Genomic DNA, 16,037 nt, shown 5'->3' with positions numbered 1-16,037 from the left:
AAGGAGTTGACACCGATGCGCACGTATTCCACGGCCCTCGCCGCCGTCTTCCTGACCGCCTGCGCCCTGCTGCCGAGCGCGGTCCCCGCGGCCCAGGCCGCACCCGGGCACCGGCCCGCGCCCCCGGGCCGGGCCGCCGCCCCGCCGGGCCTCGGGCCCTGCGCCCCGGGGCAGCTGTGCCTGTGGGCCAAACCGGGCTTCACCGGCGGGCGCACGGTCCGCGAGCTGGGCGACGAGGACCTCGCGGTGGACAGCTGCATCCCGCTGGGGGACAAACGCGTCGTGCAGTCCCTCGCCAACCGCACCGGGCGGCCGGTGACCACCTACCAGTCGGCGCAGTGCGCGGAGACCGGCGAGTTCCAGACCTACCCGGGCGACGGGGTCTGGCTGCCCCAGTCCCCGTACCAGGTGCGGGCCTTCAAGGTCTGGGAGAACTAGTGCCGGCCGGGCCGGGGAGGGCCGGCGGTGCGGGGAGCGCGGAGGGGGCGTTCCCCGACAGCCGGGCCACCTCGGTCCGCAGGGCCCGGACCTCGTCGGTCAGGGCCTCGATCGCGGCGGTCTGGAGCCGCTCCTCCAGGTCGTCGCGCTCGAAGCGCGAGATGAACCAGGCGGCGATGTTGGCCGTCACCACACCGAGCAGCGCGATCCCGGACAGCATCAGCCCCACCGCGATCATCCGGCCCATGCCCGTCGTCGGCGCGTGGTCCCCGTACCCGACCGTGGTCATCGTGGTGAACGACCACCACACCGCGTCCCCGAGGTTCCTGATGTTCCCGCCGGGCGCGTCCCGCTCCACGCTGAGCACCGCCAGCGAACCGAACATCAGCAGCCCGACCACGGAGCCGGCGACGTACGTCGTCAGCTTGACCTGCGGGGCCATCCGGGCCCGCCGGCCCACCAGCAGCAGGGTCGCGACCAGCCGCAGCAGCCGCAGCGGCTGGAGCATCGGCAGCAGCACCGCGCCCAGGTCCAGCCAGTGGGTGCGCACGAAGCGCCGCCGGTCCGAGGCCAGCCCCAGCCGCACCAGGTAGTCCAGCGCGAAGGCCCCCCAGACCAGCCACTCCACCAGCAGGCAGTGCTCGTGCACCGCAGGGCTCGCGTCGGGAAGGATGATCGGCACCGCGTAGGCCACGGCGAACGCCACCGCGCAAGCGAACAGGGGGGCCTGGGTGTGCCGCTCCCAGCGGAGCTGCGCGGACTGTTCCTTCATGCGCGCATCGTATGAAACGTAAGGAACCCGTAAAACATGCGCCCAAGGGCGGGCCCCGGCCCTGCCGGAAGCCCGCCCCTCGGCCCTGCGCGCCGGTGCTAGGCGTCGCCGCCCGCGGCGCCCGGGTCGGCCGCCGCCACGTCCAGCAGCTGGTAGCGGTCCACCGCCTGCTTCAGTACCGAGCGGTCCACCCGGCCCGCCTTCGCGAGCTCGGTCAGCACCGCCAGCACCACCGACTGGGCGTCGATGTGGAAGAACCGGCGGGCCGCGCCCCGGGTGTCGGCGAAGCCGAAGCCGTCCGCACCCAGCGAGGTGTACGCACCCGGCACCCAGCGCGAGATCTGGTCCGGCACCGACCGCATCCAGTCCGAGACCGCCACGAACGGGCCCTCGGCCCCGGAGAGCTTGCGGGTCACGTACGGGACGCGCTGCTCCTCCTCCGGGTGGAGCAGGTTGTGGTGCTCCGCCTCCACGGCCTCCCGGCGCAGCTCGTTCCAGGAGGTCGCCGACCAGACGTCCGCCTTGACGTTCCACTCCTCGGCCAGGATCCGCTGGGCCTCCAGGGCCCACGGCACGGCCACGCCCGAGGCGAGGATCTGCGCCGGGACCGCGCCCGCCTGCCCGGCCGAGACCCGGTGGATGCCCTTGAGGATGCCGTCCACGTCCACGTCCGCCGGCTCGGCCGGGTGCACGATCGGCTCGTTGTAGACCGTGAGGTAGTAGAAGACGTCCTCGGCCTCGGGGCCGTACATCCGGCGCAGGCCGTCCTTGACGATGTGCGCGATCTCGTAGCCGTAGGCCGGGTCGTACGCGACGCAGGCCGGGTTGGTCGAGGCCAGCAGCTGGGAGTGGCCGTCCGCGTGCTGGAGGCCCTCACCGGTCAGCGTCGTGCGGCCGGCGGTCGCACCCAGCACGAAACCGCGCGCCAGCTGGTCGGCCATCTGCCAGAACTGGTCGCCGGTGCGCTGGAAACCGAACATCGAGTAGAAGACGTACACCGGGATCAGCGGCTCGCCGTGCGTCGCGTACGCCGAGCCCGCGGCGATCAGCGAGGCCGTGCAGCCCGCCTCCGAGATGCCGTCGTGGAGCATCTGCCCGGTCGGCGACTCCTTGTAGGCGAGCAGCAGGTCGCGGTCGACCGCCTCGTACTGCTGGCCCAGCGGGTTGTAGATCTTGGCGCTCGGGAAGAACGCGTCCATGCCGAAGGTGCGGTACTCGTCCGGCGCGATCAGCACGAATCGCTTGCCGATCTCCTTGTCCCGCATCAGGTCCTTCAGGATGCGGACGAAGGCCATCGTGGTCGCGATGGACTGGTGCCCCGAACCCTTCCTGGCCGTCGCGTACGTCGTGTCGTCCGGCAGCCGGAGCGGCTTCGCGCGGACCACGCGGGTGGGCACGTAGCCGCCCAGCGCGTTGCGGCGGTCGTGCATGTACTGGATCTCGGGCGAGTTGCGGCCCGGGTGGTAGTACGGCGGGGCGCCGTTCTCCAGCTGCGCGTCCGTGATCGGGATGTGCAGCCGGTCGCGGAACCGCTTCAGGTCGTCGACCGTCAGCTTCTTCATCTGGTGGGTCGCGTTGCGGCCCTCGAAGTTCGGACCGAGGGTCCAGCCCTTGACCGTCTGCGCGAGGATCACCGTCGGCTGGCCCTTGTGCGCCTTCGCCGCCGCGTACGCCGCGTAGATCTTCTTGTGGTCGTGGCCGCCGCGGCCCAGGTGCAGCAGCTGCTGGTCCGACATGTTCTCGACCATCGCGCGCAGGCGGTGGTCCCCGCCGAAGAAGTGCTCGCGGATGTACGCGCCGGTCTCGGTCGCGTACGTCTGGAACTGCCCGTCCGGGGTGGAGTTCATCTTGTTGACGAGGATGCCGTCCCGGTCCTGCGCCAGCAGCGGGTCCCAGGAGCGGTCCCAGATCAGCTTGATGACGTTCCAGCCGGCCCCGCGGAACTGCGACTCCAGCTCCTGGATGATCTTCCCGTTGCCGCGGACCGGCCCGTCGAGGCGCTGCAGGTTGCAGTTCACCACGAAGGTCAGGTTGTCCAGGCCCTCGCGCGCGGCGATCGACAGCTGGCCCAGCGACTCCGGCTCGTCCATCTCGCCGTCGCCGAGATACGCCCAAACGTGGGACTTGGAGGTGTCCGCGATCCCGCGCGCCTCCATGTACCGGTTCATGCGGGCCTGGTAGATCGCCCCCAGCGGGCCGAGGCCCATCGAGACGGTCGGGAACTCCCAGAAGTCCGGCATCAGGCGCGGGTGCGGATAGCTGGAGAGCCCGTACGGCGCCTTCGACCGCTCCTGGCGGAACGCGTCGAGCTGCTGCTCGGAGAGCCGGTCCAGGAGGTAGGCGCGGGCGTAGATGCCGGGGGAGGCGTGGCCCTGGAAGAAGATCTGGTCCCCGCCGTCGCCCTCGTCCTTCCCCCGGAAGAAGTGGTTGAAGCCCACGTCGTAGAGGGAGGCGGAGGAGGCGAAGGTGGCGATGTGGCCGCCGACCCCGATGCCCGGGCGCTGGGCGCGGGAGACCATGACGGCCGCGTTCCAGCGGGTGGCGTTGAGGACCTTCCGCTCGATCTCCTCGTTGCCCGGGAAGTACGGCTCGTCCTTCGTCGCGATGGTGTTGACGTAGTCCGTGCTGCGCATCTCGGGCACGGCCACGCGCTTCTCGCGGGCCCGCTCGATCAGCCGCAGCATCAGGTAGCGGGCCCGCTCACGGCCCCGCTCGTCGACGGCGGCGTCCAGGGAGTCGAGCCACTCCCGGGTCTCCTCCGGATCGAAGTCCGGGACCTGGCTCGGCAGGCCGCCAATGATGATCGGATTGCGATCGGGTGCGGAAGCCACGCTGTTCCTTCGCTGTCGGGGGGGACGGGCCTTGGGGACGCCGCCTCCCATCGTGTACCGCTGCGCCAGAATCGTCATCTTTACCGCTCGGCAACCCCTTGAACCGCGGGTTCGGGAAAACGGAGGGTCACTCCGCCCGCACGGTCCTGGGTGCGCAAGACGGGACGGTCCGGACAGATCGCAACCTTACGCCCAAGAGTTTCAGGGGGTTCGTAAGGCCGTTCGTCCCTCAAAGAGGTAGGAAAGTCCCCAAGCCTCGCCGATGGTGCTGGAATGGTGTGGCATGAATCACCGGAGTCCACCACAGGAGTGCCTGGAGTTGCGGCGAGACGGCCGCAATCGTCACCGTTTCGACGGTCACGGCCGTCGGGCTACTTGCGCGATCCGCCGCGCCCGTGTGGACTACGCCCAGATGCTGCGCGCACGCGCGCAGCCAGAAGACATCACCGAACACGAGCAGGAGGCAACCCGTGAGCGCGACCGCGGACCACGCGGAGACCAGCCTGGCCGCCCGGCTGGGCTTCCAGTCCGACCAGGTGGTCCAGGAGATCGGCTACGACGACGACGCCGATCAGGACTTCCGCGAGGCCATTGAGGACCTCATCGGCAACGACCTCGTCGACGAGGACTACGACGACGTCGCCGATGCCGTGCTCCTCTGGTTCCGGGAGGACGACGGCGACCTGACGGATGCGCTGGTCGACGCCACCGAGCTGGTCGAGGACAATGCGCTGATCCTGCTGCTGACGCCCAAGACCGGCCGTGCCGGTTACGTGGAGCCCAGCGACATCAGCGAGGCCGCCCAGACCGCGGGCCTTTCGCAGACCAAGAGCGTCAGCGTGGGCAAGGAGTGGAGCGCCAGCCGGCTGGTGACGCCGAAGGCCGCCAAGTCCAAGCGCTGACCCGCAGCAGTCAGACGGAACAGGCCCCCGCCGACCCGCCCGGTCGGCGGGGGTCCGGCGTTCCCGGCCGGCCGGGCCGCAGGGTCCGGACCCGGCCCCCGGCCCAGGCCCTAGGCTGGGCACCACCCGAACAGCCCCGCGAAGGGATGCACGACATGGCGATCGAGGTCGGCGACAAGGCCCCGGACTTCGAACTCAAGGACAACCACGGCGCCACCGTCCGGCTGTCCGATTTCCAGGGTTCGCACGGCGCCAAGAACGTCGTCCTGCTCTTCTACCCGTTCGCCTTCACGGGTGTCTGCACCACCGAGCTCTGCGAGCTGCGCGACCAGCTGCCGCGCTTCCAGAACGACGAGGTCCAGCTGCTCGCCGTCTCCAACGACTCCGTCCCCACCCTGCGCGTCTTCGCCGAGCAGGAGGGCCTGGACTACCCGCTGCTCTCCGATTTCTGGCCGCACGGCGAGACCTCCCGGGCGTACGGGGTCTTCGCCGAGGACAAGGGCTGCGCGGTGCGCGGGACCTTCATCATCGACAAGGACGGCATCGTCCGCTGGACCGTCGTCAACGGCCTGCCCGACGCCCGGGACCTGAACGAGTACATCCGGGCCCTCGACAGCATCTGAGACGGCACGGCAGCCTGGGAAAAACCGGTACGGACCGGGAACCCGTCACTAGGATCGAACCGTTGATCCGGTAGCAACCGCACGACGGGGCCCCGCCCCACACAAACCAATGGAGGACCCGTGGGAGTCAGCCTCAGCAAGGGCGGCAACGTCTCGCTGACCAAGGCCGCCCCCAACCTGACGGCGGTCATCGTCGGTCTGGGCTGGGACGCTCGCACCACCACCGGGGTCGACTTCGACCTCGACGCGAGCGCGCTGCTGACGAACGACCAGGGCAAGGTCACGAACGACTCGAACTTCGTGTTCTTCAACAACCTGAAGAGCCCGGACGGCTCGGTCGAGCACACCGGCGACAACCTCACCGGCGAGGGCGAGGGCGACGACGAGCAGATCAAGGTCAACCTGGCCGGCGTCCCGGGCGACGTCCACAAGATCGTGTTCCCGGTGTCGATCTACGAGGCCGAGAGCCGCCAGCAGAGCTTCGGACAGGTGCGCAACGCGTACATCCGCGTGGTGAACCAGGCGGACAACGTGGAGCTCGCCCGCTACGACCTCTCCGAGGACGCGTCCACCGAGACCGCCATGGTCTTCGGCGAGCTCTACCGCAACGGTGCCGAGTGGAAGTTCCGCGCCATCGGCCAGGGCTACGCCTCGGGCCTGCGCGGCATCGCCCAGGACTTCGGCGTCAACGTCTGAGGCAGCCGCCTGCCGCAGGCGCAGCCGCAGCGCGCAGTACCGCAGTGAGACCCTCCGGCGCCGTGCACCCCCGGGTGCGCGGCGCCGGAGCCGGTTTGCCACCACAGAGTCGTCCGGGGAGGACAAGATCATGGGCGTCACACTCGCCAAGGGGGGCAACGTCTCCCTCTCGAAGGCCGCACCGAACCTGACCCGTGTGCTCGTCGGGCTGGGCTGGGACGCGCGCTCCACGACGGGGGCCGACTTCGACCTCGACGCCAGCGCCCTGCTCTGCCGCAACGGCCGGGTGCTCGGGGACGAGTACTTCGTCTTCTACAACAACCTGCGCAGCCCCGAGGGCTCCGTCGAGCACACGGGCGACAACCTCACCGGCGAGGGTGAAGGCGACGACGAGTCGATCATCGTGGACCTGACCATGGTGCCGGCCGATGTGGACAAGATCGTCTTCCCGGTCTCCATTCACGAGGCGGACGCCCGCCGCCAGACGTTCGGCCAGGTCACCAACGCTTTCATCCGCGTGGTGAACGAAGCCGACGGCCAGGAGCTCGCCCGCTACGACCTCTCCGAGGACGCCTCCACCGAGACCGCGATGATCTTCGGCGAGGTCTACCGGTACGGCGGCGAATGGAAGTTCCGAGCGGTCGGACAGGGGTACGCGTCCGGTCTGCGGGGCATCGCTCTAGACTTCGGGGTCAATGTTTCGTAAAGCCGCGTCCGGATGAGGTACCTGTGGTTGTGAGAACCTTCGGCTGGTCGTTCGCCATCACGGCGATCGGCCTCGCCTTTGCCGCGTGGCAGTGGGGGTGGGAGGCGTTCGGGGTCGTTCTGATCCTGTCGATCCTCGAGATCTCGCTGTCCTTCGACAACGCGGTCGTGAACGCCGGAATCCTGAAGAAGATGAATGCCTTCTGGCAGAAGATCTTCCTCTCGGTCGGCGTGCTGATCGCCGTGTTCGGCATGCGTCTCGTCTTTCCCGTGGCGATCGTGGCGATCAGCGCCAAGGTCGGGCCCATCGAGGCGGTCAACCTGGCCCTCGACAACCCGAAGAAGTACGAGTCGCTCGTCACCGACGCCCACCCGGCCATCGCCGCGTTCGGCGGAATGTTCCTGCTGATGATCTTCCTCGACTTCATCTTCGAGGAGCGGGAGATCAAGTGGCTGGCCTGGCTGGAGCGCCCGCTGGCGAAGCTCGGCAAGGTGGACATGCTGTCGGTCTGCATCGCGCTGATCGCCCTGCTGGTCACCGCGATGACCTTCGCGACCCACGCGCACACCAGCACCGGCCACGCGGACAAGTCCGCCACCGTCCTGCTGGCCGGCGTGGCCGGTCTGATCACGTACCTCATCGTCGGAGGCCTCTCCGGCTACTTCGAGGACAAGCTCGAAGAGGAAGAGGAGCGCGAGCACGAGGAGGAGGAGAAGGCCAAGGCGGAGGGCAAGCAGGTCACCGCGGTCGGCCTGGCCGGCAAGGCGGCCTTCTTCCTGTTCCTGTACCTGGAGGTCCTCGACGCCTCCTTCTCCTTCGACGGCGTCATCGGCGCCTTCGCCATCACGAACCACATCTTCTGGATGGCGCTGGGCCTCGGCATCGGCGCGATGTACGTCCGGTCGCTCACGGTCTACCTGGTCCGCCAGGGCACCCTGGACGACTACGTGTACCTGGAGCACGGCGCGCACTACGCCATCGGCGCCCTCGCCGTGATCCTCCTGGTCACCATCCAGCACGAGATCAGCGAGATCATCACCGGCCTCATCGGCGTGGTGCTCATCGCGGCCTCCTTCTGGTCCTCCGTGATCCGCAACAAGCGGATGGAGGCCGGGGGCGGCACCGGCTCCGACGGCAAGGCGGAGGTCGCGTCCGGGGTGTGACCCGGGCGCGCACCACGTCCGGGGGTGTGACCCGGGCGTGAATGCGGAACGCTTCCTCCGAGGGGCGGCCGAGGGGTCCACGGACCCTGCGGCCGCCCCTCGGCCTTGCCGTGCACACATCTGATTTCTTCGCGAGCCTTGGGGGCCGGGGTGGGATTCTTCGACGGGTTACGGGGCGGCCGGGCGGCGCAGTTCCAGTCGGGCAGCGCATCGTCCAACGCGATCGAGCTGACCAAACGACAACCCACGGTCTCGCTCACCAAACAGGGCGCCGTGACGGGCAACCTGCGGGTCAACCTGTCCTGGCGGATGCGGACCTCCGACATCGGCGGCCGGTCCGCGCACAGCAGCCTGCTGCGGCACCCGTTCAAGATGTTCAAGCCGGAGATCGTGCAGGCCCACACCCAGGGCATGGTCAACGTGGACCTGGACATCGGCTGCCTGTACGAGCTGACGGACGGCAGCCGGGGCGTGGTCCAGCCCCTGGGCAACTTCCTCGGGGAGATCAACAGCCCGCCGTACGTGAAGCTCAGCGGGGACGACCGGTTCGGGGCCCCGTCCGGGGAGACGCTCTTCGTCAACCTCGACCACGCCGACAAGATCAAGCGGCTGCTCGTCTTCGTCTACATCTACGACCAGACCCCGGCCTTCGACCGCACCCACGCGGTGGTCACCCTGTACCCGACCACCGGCCCGCGCATCGAGATCTCCCTGGACGAGCGGCACCCGCAGGCCCGCTCCTGCGCCGTGCTCCTGCTGGAGAACGTCCGCGAGGAGCTGGTCGTACGCCGCGAGGTGAAGTTCGTGTACGGCTTCCAGGCCGAGCTCGACCGGCTGTACGGGTGGGGGCTCCAGTGGGGGCGGGGCTACAAGGCCGGGAAGGCCTGAGCGGCCTCGGGACCGGGCCCGGGGTCGCGGCGGGGCCCGGGCCGGGCCGGGGGCGCGGCGCGCGCCCCCGCCAGGGCGGCGGCTACCGCCGGAGGAACTGCGGGCCCTGGGGCGGCAGCCGGAAGGCCTGGTCCCCGCCGTGGGCAGGGGAGGGCACCGGCACCGGCGGAGCCGCCGGGGGCGGCGGCGGGGTCGCGCCGACGGACTGGGGGTAGCCGTAGGCGGGCTGTGCGGCCGGCGGGGCCTGGGTCCGGGGCGCCGGGGCGGCCATGGCCTGCGTGGTCGGCGCAGCGGCGTGCTGCGTGGCCCCCGGGTCGGCACCGCCCTGGTTCTCGTCCACCGAGATGCCGTGGTCGGTGGCCAGGCCCACCAGCCCGTCGGAATAGCCCTCGCCGAGCGCCCGGAACTTCCAGCCCTCGCCGCGCCGGTACAGCTCCCCGCAGATCAGCGCGGTCTCCGCACCGGTCTCGGGCCGCACGTCGAAGAAGGCCAGCGGCTCGGAACCGCCCCCGACCGTGGCGTCGTAGAGCAGGATCCGCAGGTCGCGGACCCGCTCGAAGGGGACGTCCTCGGCGGAGGCCACCACCAGCACCCGGTCCACCACGGCCGGCACCGCGGCCAGGTCGGCCTGGATCGCGTCCGTGACGTCCTCGCCCAGCAGCTTCTTCCCCAGCCGCCACACGGACCCCGAGGGGTGCCGGGGCTGGTTGTAGAAGACGAAGTCCTCGTCCGAGCGCACACGGCCGTCCCGGCCCAGGACCAGGGCCGAGGCGTCCACATCCGGGACCTCGGGGCCGGTGGTCCAGCGCAGCACCGCCCGGACCGCCGTCGGCGTCACGGGGATGTTGGAGCCCTTCTGCATCGCGTGCGTCATGCCCGTCATCCTGCCCTCTCGGCGCGGAGCGGGACAATGCGGCCCCCCTTGCCGCCCCCCTTGTCCCGGGACCGACGGGTGGGCATGGTGCAAGAGGGTCACCTGAATTTCATGTGCTTGGGGAACTCTTGACACTCATTCGTACGTACTATTACCGGCCACGCCAGTCGGGCCGCCGAGGCAGTACGGGGGAAGCACATGCGTCACTTCGGGCACATTTCGCCCGCGCTCCGCAGGGACCTCTTCCACCGGGAGCCCTGTGAGTTCACGGCCGACTCCCCGGCCCGGATCCTGGCCGCCGCCCTCGGCGCCACCCTGTACAGCCCCGCCACCCGCCCCCGCCTCGCCGAGGACGTGCGCAAGCAGGCCGGCCGCGGGGTCGTGTCGATGGTGCTCTGCCTGGAGGATTCCATCGGCGACGCGGAGGTGGCCGGAGCCGAGGAGAACCTCGTGCGCCAGTTCGCCGAACTCGATGCGCAGGGCGGCGAGCTGCCGCTGCTGTTCGTCCGGGTCCGCGTGCCGGAGCAGATACCCGACCTGGTCTCCCGGCTGGGACCCTCCGTCCGCAGGTTGGCCGGATTCGTACTTCCGAAGTTCACGGCCGAGCGCGGGGAGCTCTTCCTCGACGCCGTCGCCCGGGCGGCCGAATCCTGCGGACGGCGCCTCTTCGCCATGCCCGTACTCGAATCCCCCGAGCTGCTCCATCTGGAGACCCGGGCCGAGACCCTCGCCGCCGTCTCCCGCACGGTCAACCGGCACCGCGACCGGGTCCTCGCCCTGCGCCTCGGCGTCACCGACTTCTGCTCCGCGTACGGGCTGCGCCGCACCCCCGACATGACCGCGTACGACGTGCAGATCGTCGCCGGGGTCATCGCGGACGTGGTCAACGTGCTCAGCCGGGCCGACGGCACCGGGTTCACCGTGACCGGGCCGGTCTGGGAGTACTTCCGCCACCAGGAGCGGCTGTTCAAGCCCCAGCTGCGGCGCAGCCCCTTCCTCGACGGGCAGGCCGAGGAGCTGCGCACCGCCCTGATCGAGCACGACCTCGACGGACTGCTCCGCGAGATCGAGCTGGACCGGGCCAACGGCCTGCTCGGCAAGACGTGCATCCATCCCGCGCACGTCACCCCGGTGCACGCCCTGTCGGTGGTCTCCCACGAGGAGTACTGCGACGCCGAGGACATCCTGCGCCCCGAGCGGGGCGGCGGCGGGGTGATGCGGTCGGCTTATACGAACAAAATGAACGAGGTGAAGCCGCACCGGGCCTGGGCGGAGCGCACGATGCTCCGCGCCGAGGTCTTCGGCGTGGCGAAGGAGCAGGTCGGCTTCGTCGACCTGCTCACCGCCGGGCTCTCGGTCTGAGCCCGGTGACGACGAGACGAAGGACGACGGTCGACGTGGTGTGGTCGGGAACGTGGGTGGCCCAGCGGCTCGGCGTGACCCTGGAGGAGCACGGCCCGGCGGCGGAAGCCGCCTCCGGTGCCGCCCCCGGAGGCGGAACCGGTCCCGGGTCCGGCGTGGCGCCGGGGGCCCGGCCGGGCGCCGCAGCGGCCGGGGGCACGGCGCGGGCGCCGCGCCGGGCGGAGCGGCCGGGGCCCGGGCCGGCGGACCTGCCGCGCCCCTCGGACCTGCCCGCGCTGACGGACCTGCTGGGCCTGGCGCTGCGGCGCAATCCCAAGCGGGCCCACCTGCTGGTGTCCCAGGTGCTCGGCAAGCACGTGCCCCAGTCCCCGGCGGTCGTCTACGAGGCCGGCCACGGCCTCGGCGTACGGGTCCGCGAGCTGCTGGGACCCGAGGAGGCGGCCCGGGCCGTGGTCCTCGGCTACGCGGAGACCGCCACCGGGCTGGGTCACTGCGTGGCCGACGGCCTGGGCCCCGCCGCGTACCTGCACTCCACCCGGCGCCCGGTGCCCGGGATCGCCCCGGCCGGCGGCTTCGAGGAGGCGCACTCGCACGCGACCTCGCACCTGCTGCTCCCGGCGGACCCCGGTCTGCTGGCCGGCTCCGGCCCGCTGGTCCTTGTGGACGACGAGTTCTCCACCGGCAACACCGTCCTCAACACCATCCGCGACCTGCACGCCCGCCACCCGCGCGAGCGCTACGTCGTCGTGGCCCTGGTGGACATGCGCTCGGCCGCCGACCGCGACCGCCTGGCCGGCTTCGCCGCCGGCCTCGGCGCCCGCATCGACCTGGTCGCCCTGGCCACCGGCACCGTCGGCCTCCCCGAGGACGTGCTCGCCAAGGGCATGGCCCTGGTCGAGCAGTACGACCGGGAACCGGAGCCGGGCGCGGAACCGGCGGCGCACCCGGCCGGCGGGCCGGAGGCCGCCCCCGCCACCCCCACCGCACCCGCCACCCCCACCGCCGCCGCCCCGCGCATCGCGCTCGGCTGGCCCGCCGGGGTGCCCGACGGCGGCCGCCACGGCTTCGGCCCCGCCGACCGGGAAGCGCTCGACAAGGCCCTGCCCGCCATGGCCGCCCGGATCGCCGAGGCCCTCGGGACCCCGGCCGGCCGGGTGCTCGTACTCGGCAGTGAGGAGCTGATGTACGCGCCGCTGCGCCTCGCCCGGGAGCTGGAGGCCGCAGGCGCGGCCGCCGAGGTCCGCTTCTCGACCACCACCCGCTCGCCCGTGCTCGCCGTGGACGACCCCGGCTACGCCATCCGCACCCGGCTCGTCTTCCCCGCCCACGACGACCCCGCCGACGGCCCCGGCGAGCGCTACGCCTACAACGTCGCCGGCGCCGGCTTCGACGCCGTCGTGGCGGTCGTCGACTCGGCCGGCGACACCCCGGCCCTGCATGCCCCCGACGGGCTCCTGGCCCGCCTCGCCCCGCACACCGGCCGGGTCCTGCTGGCCGTCGTACCGTCCCACGTCCCCGACCCGCAGGAGCCGACGATGCCCAAGCCCTCCCCGGAGTGGGACGGCCCGGCCCCGCTGCGCGGCCCGGAGTTCTCCTCGTACCCCGCCGAGGACGTGGGCTGGCTGCTCCAGGACCTCTCCGGCACCGCCCTGGAGGCCCCCACCGAGGAGCGCGAAGAGGCGATCCAGGCCGGCGGGGCCCACTACGCCGAGTCCCTGCCCGTCGAGTACCAGCCGACCGCCGCCTACCAGGAGCTCTACCGGGCCGCCCTCGACGCCTCCGCGACCCGGCTCGCCCGGGCCGTCGGCACGGTCACCGAAACCGTCCTCGCCGAGCTCCCGCAGCGCCGCGGCCGCCGCGGCTGGGACCCGCAGCCGACCCCCGTCCTCGTCTCCCTCGCCCGCGCCGGCACCCCCGTAGGGGTGCTCATGCGCCGCTGGGCCCGCTACCGCCACGGCCTGGACCTGCCCCACTACGCCGTCTCCATCGTGCGCGGCCGCGGCATCGACGAGAACGCCCTGCGCTGGCTGGCCGCCCACCACGACCCCGCCGACGTGGTGTTCGTGGACGGCTGGACGGGCAAGGGCGCCATCACCCGCGAACTGGCCGCCGCCCTCGCCGACTTCCCCGGCTTCGACCCCGAGATCGTCGTGCTCGCCGACCCCGGCGGCTGCGTCTCCACGTACGGCACGCGCGAGGACTTCCTCATCCCCTCCGCCTGCCTCAACTCCACCGTGTCCGGGCTCATATCGCGCACCGTGCTGCGCGCCGACCTGGTCGGCCCGCGGGACTTCCACGGCGCGAAGTTCTACCGCGAACTGGCCGGCTCCGACGTCTCCGTCGACTTCGTCGACACCGTCGCCGCCCGCTTCGGCGAGGTGGCCGACGCCGTGGCCGCGGACGTCAAGGAACTCCTCGCCGCCGACCGCACCCCCACCTGGGAGGGCTGGGCGGCCGTCGAGCGCATCAGCGAGGAGTACGGCATCCACGACGTCAACCTCGTCAAGCCCGGCGTCGGCGAGACCACCCGCGTGCTGCTGCGCCGCGTCCCCTGGAAGATCCTCGCCCGCCGCGGAGCCGGCGCCGACCTCGGCCACGTACGCCTGCTCGCCGAGCAGCGCGGCGTACCCGTCGAGGAGGTCGACGACCTGCCCTACACCTGTGTCGGTCTCATCCACCCGCGCTACACACGAGGCGCCACCGGCGCCGACGGAAAGGCAGTGGCCTCGCAGTGACCGTGCTGATCGCAAGCGACCTCGACCGGACCCTCATCTACTCCTCCGCGGCCCTCGGGCTGGCCGGGCCCGACGCCCAGGCCCCCCGGCTGCTGTGCGTGGAGGTGCACGAGAGCAAGCCGCTCTCCTACATGACCGAGACGGCGGCCGGGCTGCTCGCGGCCCTCACCGAGGACCCCTCGGTGGTCTTCGTGCCCACCACCACCCGCACCCGCAAGCAGTACCAGCGCATCCGCTTCCCCGGCCGACCGGTCCCGTACGCGATCTGCGCCAACGGCGGGCAGCTGCTGGTGGACGGGGTCCCCGACCGCGACTGGCGGCGGCAGGTCGCCGCCCGGCTCGCCGCCGAGTGCGCCCCGCTGGACGAGGTACGGGCCCACCTGTCGGCCACCGCCGACCCGGCGTGGCTGCGCAAGGAGCGGGTGGCGGAGGACCTGTTCGCGTACCTGGTCGTCGAGCGGCACCTGCTCCCCGGGGACTGGGTGAAGGCGCTGGCCGAGTGGGCGGGGGCCCGCGGCTGGACGGTCTCGCTCCAGGGCCGCAAGATCTACGCCGTCCCGCGCCCGCTGACGAAGAGCGCCGCGATGCGGGAGGTGGCCCGGCGCACCGGCGCCACCCGCACCTTCGCCGCCGGGGACTCCCTGCTCGACGCGGACCTGCTCGCGGCCGCCGACCGCGGCTGGCGCCCCGGGCACGGGGAGCTCGCCGACACCCGCTGGACGGCCCCGCACATCACCGCGCTCACGGAGGCGGGGGTGCTGGCGGGAGAGGAGATCGTCCGGCAGTTCGGCCGTGCGGCGCGCGCAACGGACGGCCCCTCGGCAGACTGAGGCCCATGACCAAGGGCAACTCCACGAAGATCACCGAAGAGCTCTACGCGTACGTGCTCGCGCACAACCCCCCGCTGGACGAGATCCAGCGGGGGCTGATCGCGACCACCTACGAGCAGTTCCCCGACGCGGCCGGCATGCAGTCCGCCGAGGAGCAGGGCCCTCTGCTGGCCTTCCTGGTCGGGCTGACCGGCGCCCGCACCATCGTCGAAGTCGGCACGTTCACCGGCTTCTCGACCCTCGCCATGGCCCGGGCCCTGCCCGCCGACGGCACGCTGATCGCCTGCGACATCTCCGAGGAGTGGACGGCGTACGGCCGCGCCGCCTGGGAGGCGGCCGGGGTCGCGGACCGCATCGACCTGCGCATCGCCCCGGCCCTCGACACCCTGCGCGCCCTGCCCGCCGAGCCGCACGTGGACATGGCGTACCTCGACGCGGACAAGGAGAACCAGATCGCGTACTGGGAGGAACTCGTCCCGCGCATGCGCCCGGGCGGCCTCATCGTCACCGACAACACGCTCTTCCACGGCCGCGTCCTGGACACCGAGCCCAGCGCCTCGGCGGCCGGGGTCCAGGCCTTCAACGAGCACGTCCTGAAGGATCCGCGCATGGAGAGCGTCCTGACGGTGATCTCGGACGGCCTGACGCTGTCCCGCAAGCGCTGAGGGGGGCGGGGCCGGGGGCGGGGCGCGGGCGGGGCGGTCCCGCTCCCGGCGCTGGGTCGGCGGATCGGTGGATCAGCGGATCGGCCGGTCGGCGGCTCCGCGGATCGGGCGGTCGGCGGATCAGCCGCAGCCGCCGCCCCCGCAGCACCCGCCGCTCGGCGCGGGCGCGGCGGCGGTCCCGCCCACGGCCACTGCGGACAGCAGCTTGACGGTGTCCTCGTGCCCGTCGGGGCAGGAGGCGGGTGCGGCGGATTCCGCCATGGGCCGGTTCAGCTCAAAGGTGTTGCCGCAGGTCCGGCACCGGTATTCGTATCGAGGCATGCGGCCAGGGTAAGCGGCGCGGGGCGGGCGACGGAACGGGCCGGGCAACGGCGGGGACACGGCCGGGCCGGTCCGGGCGGGGCACGCGGGGCATGCGGAGCATGCGGGGCACGCGGGGCATGCGGGGCATGCGGGGCACAGCCGTGGGGGGGGGGGGGGGGGGGGGGGGGGGGGGGGGGGGGGGGGGGGGGGGGGGGGGGGGGGTGGGGGGGGGGGAGGGTGGGGGGGGGG

15 protein-coding genes are annotated in these 16,037 nt (G+C 72.0%); 11 read left to right on the top strand and 4 right to left on the bottom strand.

Going from position 1 to position 16,037, the window contains the following annotated elements:
• The first annotated feature begins 15 nt into the window (after window positions 1-15).
• The gene (locus tag ACZ407_RS02875) at window positions 16-438 is read left to right on the top strand and encodes a peptidase inhibitor family I36 protein (protein ID WP_468124973.1); all 423 of its coding nucleotides are present in this window, start codon (window positions 16-18) and stop codon (window positions 436-438) included.
• Here the strand turns inward: ACZ407_RS02875 and ACZ407_RS02870 are convergent.
• Together ACZ407_RS02870 and aceE are read right to left on the bottom strand one after the other, a co-directional pair.
• Window positions 419-1,210 carry a potassium channel family protein gene (locus tag ACZ407_RS02870; RefSeq protein ID WP_468124972.1) on the bottom strand — a complete coding sequence of 264 codons (792 nt, stop codon included), beginning with the start codon at window positions 1,208-1,210 and terminating at the stop codon, window positions 419-421. The two genes, ACZ407_RS02875 and ACZ407_RS02870, sit on opposite strands and share 20 nt — an antisense overlap.
• Window positions 1,211-1,308: 98 nt before the next feature.
• Complete coding sequence (gene aceE, locus ACZ407_RS02865) at window positions 1,309-4,041, bottom strand: pyruvate dehydrogenase (acetyl-transferring), homodimeric type (protein ID WP_468124971.1); 2,733 nt, start codon at window positions 4,039-4,041, stop codon at window positions 1,309-1,311.
• A 470-nt stretch (window positions 4,042-4,511) separates the two neighbouring features.
• Between aceE and ACZ407_RS02860 the strand changes: the two genes are divergently transcribed.
• The 6 genes from ACZ407_RS02860 to ACZ407_RS02835 all read left to right on the top strand — a co-directional run bounded on the left by ACZ407_RS02860 (window position 4,512) and on the right by ACZ407_RS02835 (window position 9,019).
• Entirely contained in the window at window positions 4,512-4,943 is a 432-nt protein-coding gene (locus ACZ407_RS02860) for a DUF3052 domain-containing protein (RefSeq protein ID WP_468124969.1), read from the top strand.
• Between the two features lie 155 nt (window positions 4,944-5,098).
• On the top strand, window positions 5,099-5,566 hold the full coding sequence (locus ACZ407_RS02855) for a peroxiredoxin (RefSeq protein WP_468124968.1): 468 nt from the start codon (window positions 5,099-5,101) through the stop codon (window positions 5,564-5,566).
• Window positions 5,567-5,686: 120 nt separating this feature from the next.
• Window positions 5,687-6,262 carry a TerD family protein gene (locus tag ACZ407_RS02850; protein WP_468124966.1) on the top strand — a complete coding sequence of 192 codons (576 nt, stop codon included), beginning with the start codon at window positions 5,687-5,689 and terminating at the stop codon, window positions 6,260-6,262.
• 130 nt (window positions 6,263-6,392) lie between these two features.
• Window positions 6,393-6,968: a TerD family protein gene (locus ACZ407_RS02845; protein ID WP_468124964.1), complete on the top strand. Its 576-nt coding sequence runs from the start codon at window positions 6,393-6,395 to the stop codon at window positions 6,966-6,968.
• A gap of 23 nt (window positions 6,969-6,991) precedes the next feature.
• Window positions 6,992-8,131: a DUF475 domain-containing protein gene (locus ACZ407_RS02840; protein WP_468124962.1), complete on the top strand. Its 1,140-nt coding sequence runs from the start codon at window positions 6,992-6,994 to the stop codon at window positions 8,129-8,131.
• A gap of 150 nt (window positions 8,132-8,281) precedes the next feature.
• On the top strand, window positions 8,282-9,019 hold the full coding sequence (locus ACZ407_RS02835; RefSeq protein WP_468124960.1) for a TerD family protein: 738 nt from the start codon (window positions 8,282-8,284) through the stop codon (window positions 9,017-9,019).
• 82 nt (window positions 9,020-9,101) lie between these two features.
• Here the strand turns inward: ACZ407_RS02835 and ACZ407_RS02830 are convergent, their stop codons facing one another.
• Window positions 9,102-9,893, bottom strand: a complete 792-nt coding sequence (locus tag ACZ407_RS02830; RefSeq protein WP_468124959.1) for a TerD family protein — start codon at window positions 9,891-9,893, stop codon at window positions 9,102-9,104.
• A 198-nt stretch (window positions 9,894-10,091) separates the two neighbouring features.
• On the opposite strand from ACZ407_RS02830, the gene ACZ407_RS02825 reads away from it, so the two are divergent.
• From ACZ407_RS02825 to ACZ407_RS02810, 4 genes are all read left to right on the top strand, one after another.
• Complete coding sequence (locus tag ACZ407_RS02825) at window positions 10,092-11,255, top strand: HpcH/HpaI aldolase/citrate lyase family protein (protein ID WP_468124957.1); 1,164 nt, start codon at window positions 10,092-10,094, stop codon at window positions 11,253-11,255.
• A 248-nt stretch (window positions 11,256-11,503) separates the two neighbouring features.
• The gene (locus ACZ407_RS02820) at window positions 11,504-13,990 is read left to right on the top strand and encodes a phosphoribosyltransferase (protein ID WP_468125456.1); all 2,487 of its coding nucleotides are present in this window, start codon (window positions 11,504-11,506) and stop codon (window positions 13,988-13,990) included.
• Complete coding sequence (locus ACZ407_RS02815; RefSeq protein ID WP_468124955.1) at window positions 13,987-14,820, top strand: HAD family hydrolase; 834 nt, start codon at window positions 13,987-13,989, stop codon at window positions 14,818-14,820. Before ACZ407_RS02820 ends, ACZ407_RS02815 begins: the two co-directional genes overlap by 4 nt.
• A gap of 5 nt (window positions 14,821-14,825) precedes the next feature.
• On the top strand, window positions 14,826-15,485 hold the full coding sequence (locus tag ACZ407_RS02810) for an O-methyltransferase (RefSeq protein WP_468124954.1): 660 nt from the start codon (window positions 14,826-14,828) through the stop codon (window positions 15,483-15,485).
• Between the two features lie 120 nt (window positions 15,486-15,605).
• Here ACZ407_RS02810 and ACZ407_RS02805 read toward each other — a convergent pair whose 3' ends face one another.
• Window positions 15,606-15,806 (bottom strand): FmdB family zinc ribbon protein, encoded by a 201-nt coding sequence (locus ACZ407_RS02805; RefSeq protein WP_468124953.1) that lies wholly within the window; start codon window positions 15,804-15,806, stop codon window positions 15,606-15,608.
• Between the last annotated feature and the right edge of the window lie 231 nt (window positions 15,807-16,037).

It is taken from the genome of Streptomyces sp. NPDC030809, from assembly GCF_055572195.1.
Note: the sequence above shows the minus strand (reverse complement) of the source record. Positions and strands in the feature narration are given on the sequence as shown.

Bases quoted from the DNA above. Each gene is read 5' to 3' on its own strand.
- ACZ407_RS02875 (WP_468124973.1), top strand. From the start codon at position 16: ATGCGCACGTATTCCACGGCCCTCGCCGCCGTCTTCCTGACCGCCTGC.
- ACZ407_RS02870 (WP_468124972.1), bottom strand. From the start codon at position 1,210: ATGAAGGAACAGTCCGCGCAGCTCCGCTGGGAGCGGCACACCCAGGCC.
- ACZ407_RS02855 (WP_468124968.1), top strand. From the start codon at position 5,099: ATGGCGATCGAGGTCGGCGACAAGGCCCCGGACTTCGAACTCAAGGAC.
- ACZ407_RS02845 (WP_468124964.1), top strand. From the start codon at position 6,393: ATGGGCGTCACACTCGCCAAGGGGGGCAACGTCTCCCTCTCGAAGGCC.
- ACZ407_RS02830 (WP_468124959.1), bottom strand. From the start codon at position 9,893: ATGACGCACGCGATGCAGAAGGGCTCCAACATCCCCGTGACGCCGACG.
- ACZ407_RS02825 (WP_468124957.1), top strand. From the start codon at position 10,092: ATGCGTCACTTCGGGCACATTTCGCCCGCGCTCCGCAGGGACCTCTTC.
- ACZ407_RS02810 (WP_468124954.1), top strand. From the start codon at position 14,826: ATGACCAAGGGCAACTCCACGAAGATCACCGAAGAGCTCTACGCGTAC.
- ACZ407_RS02805 (WP_468124953.1), bottom strand. From the start codon at position 15,806: ATGCCTCGATACGAATACCGGTGCCGGACCTGCGGCAACACCTTTGAG.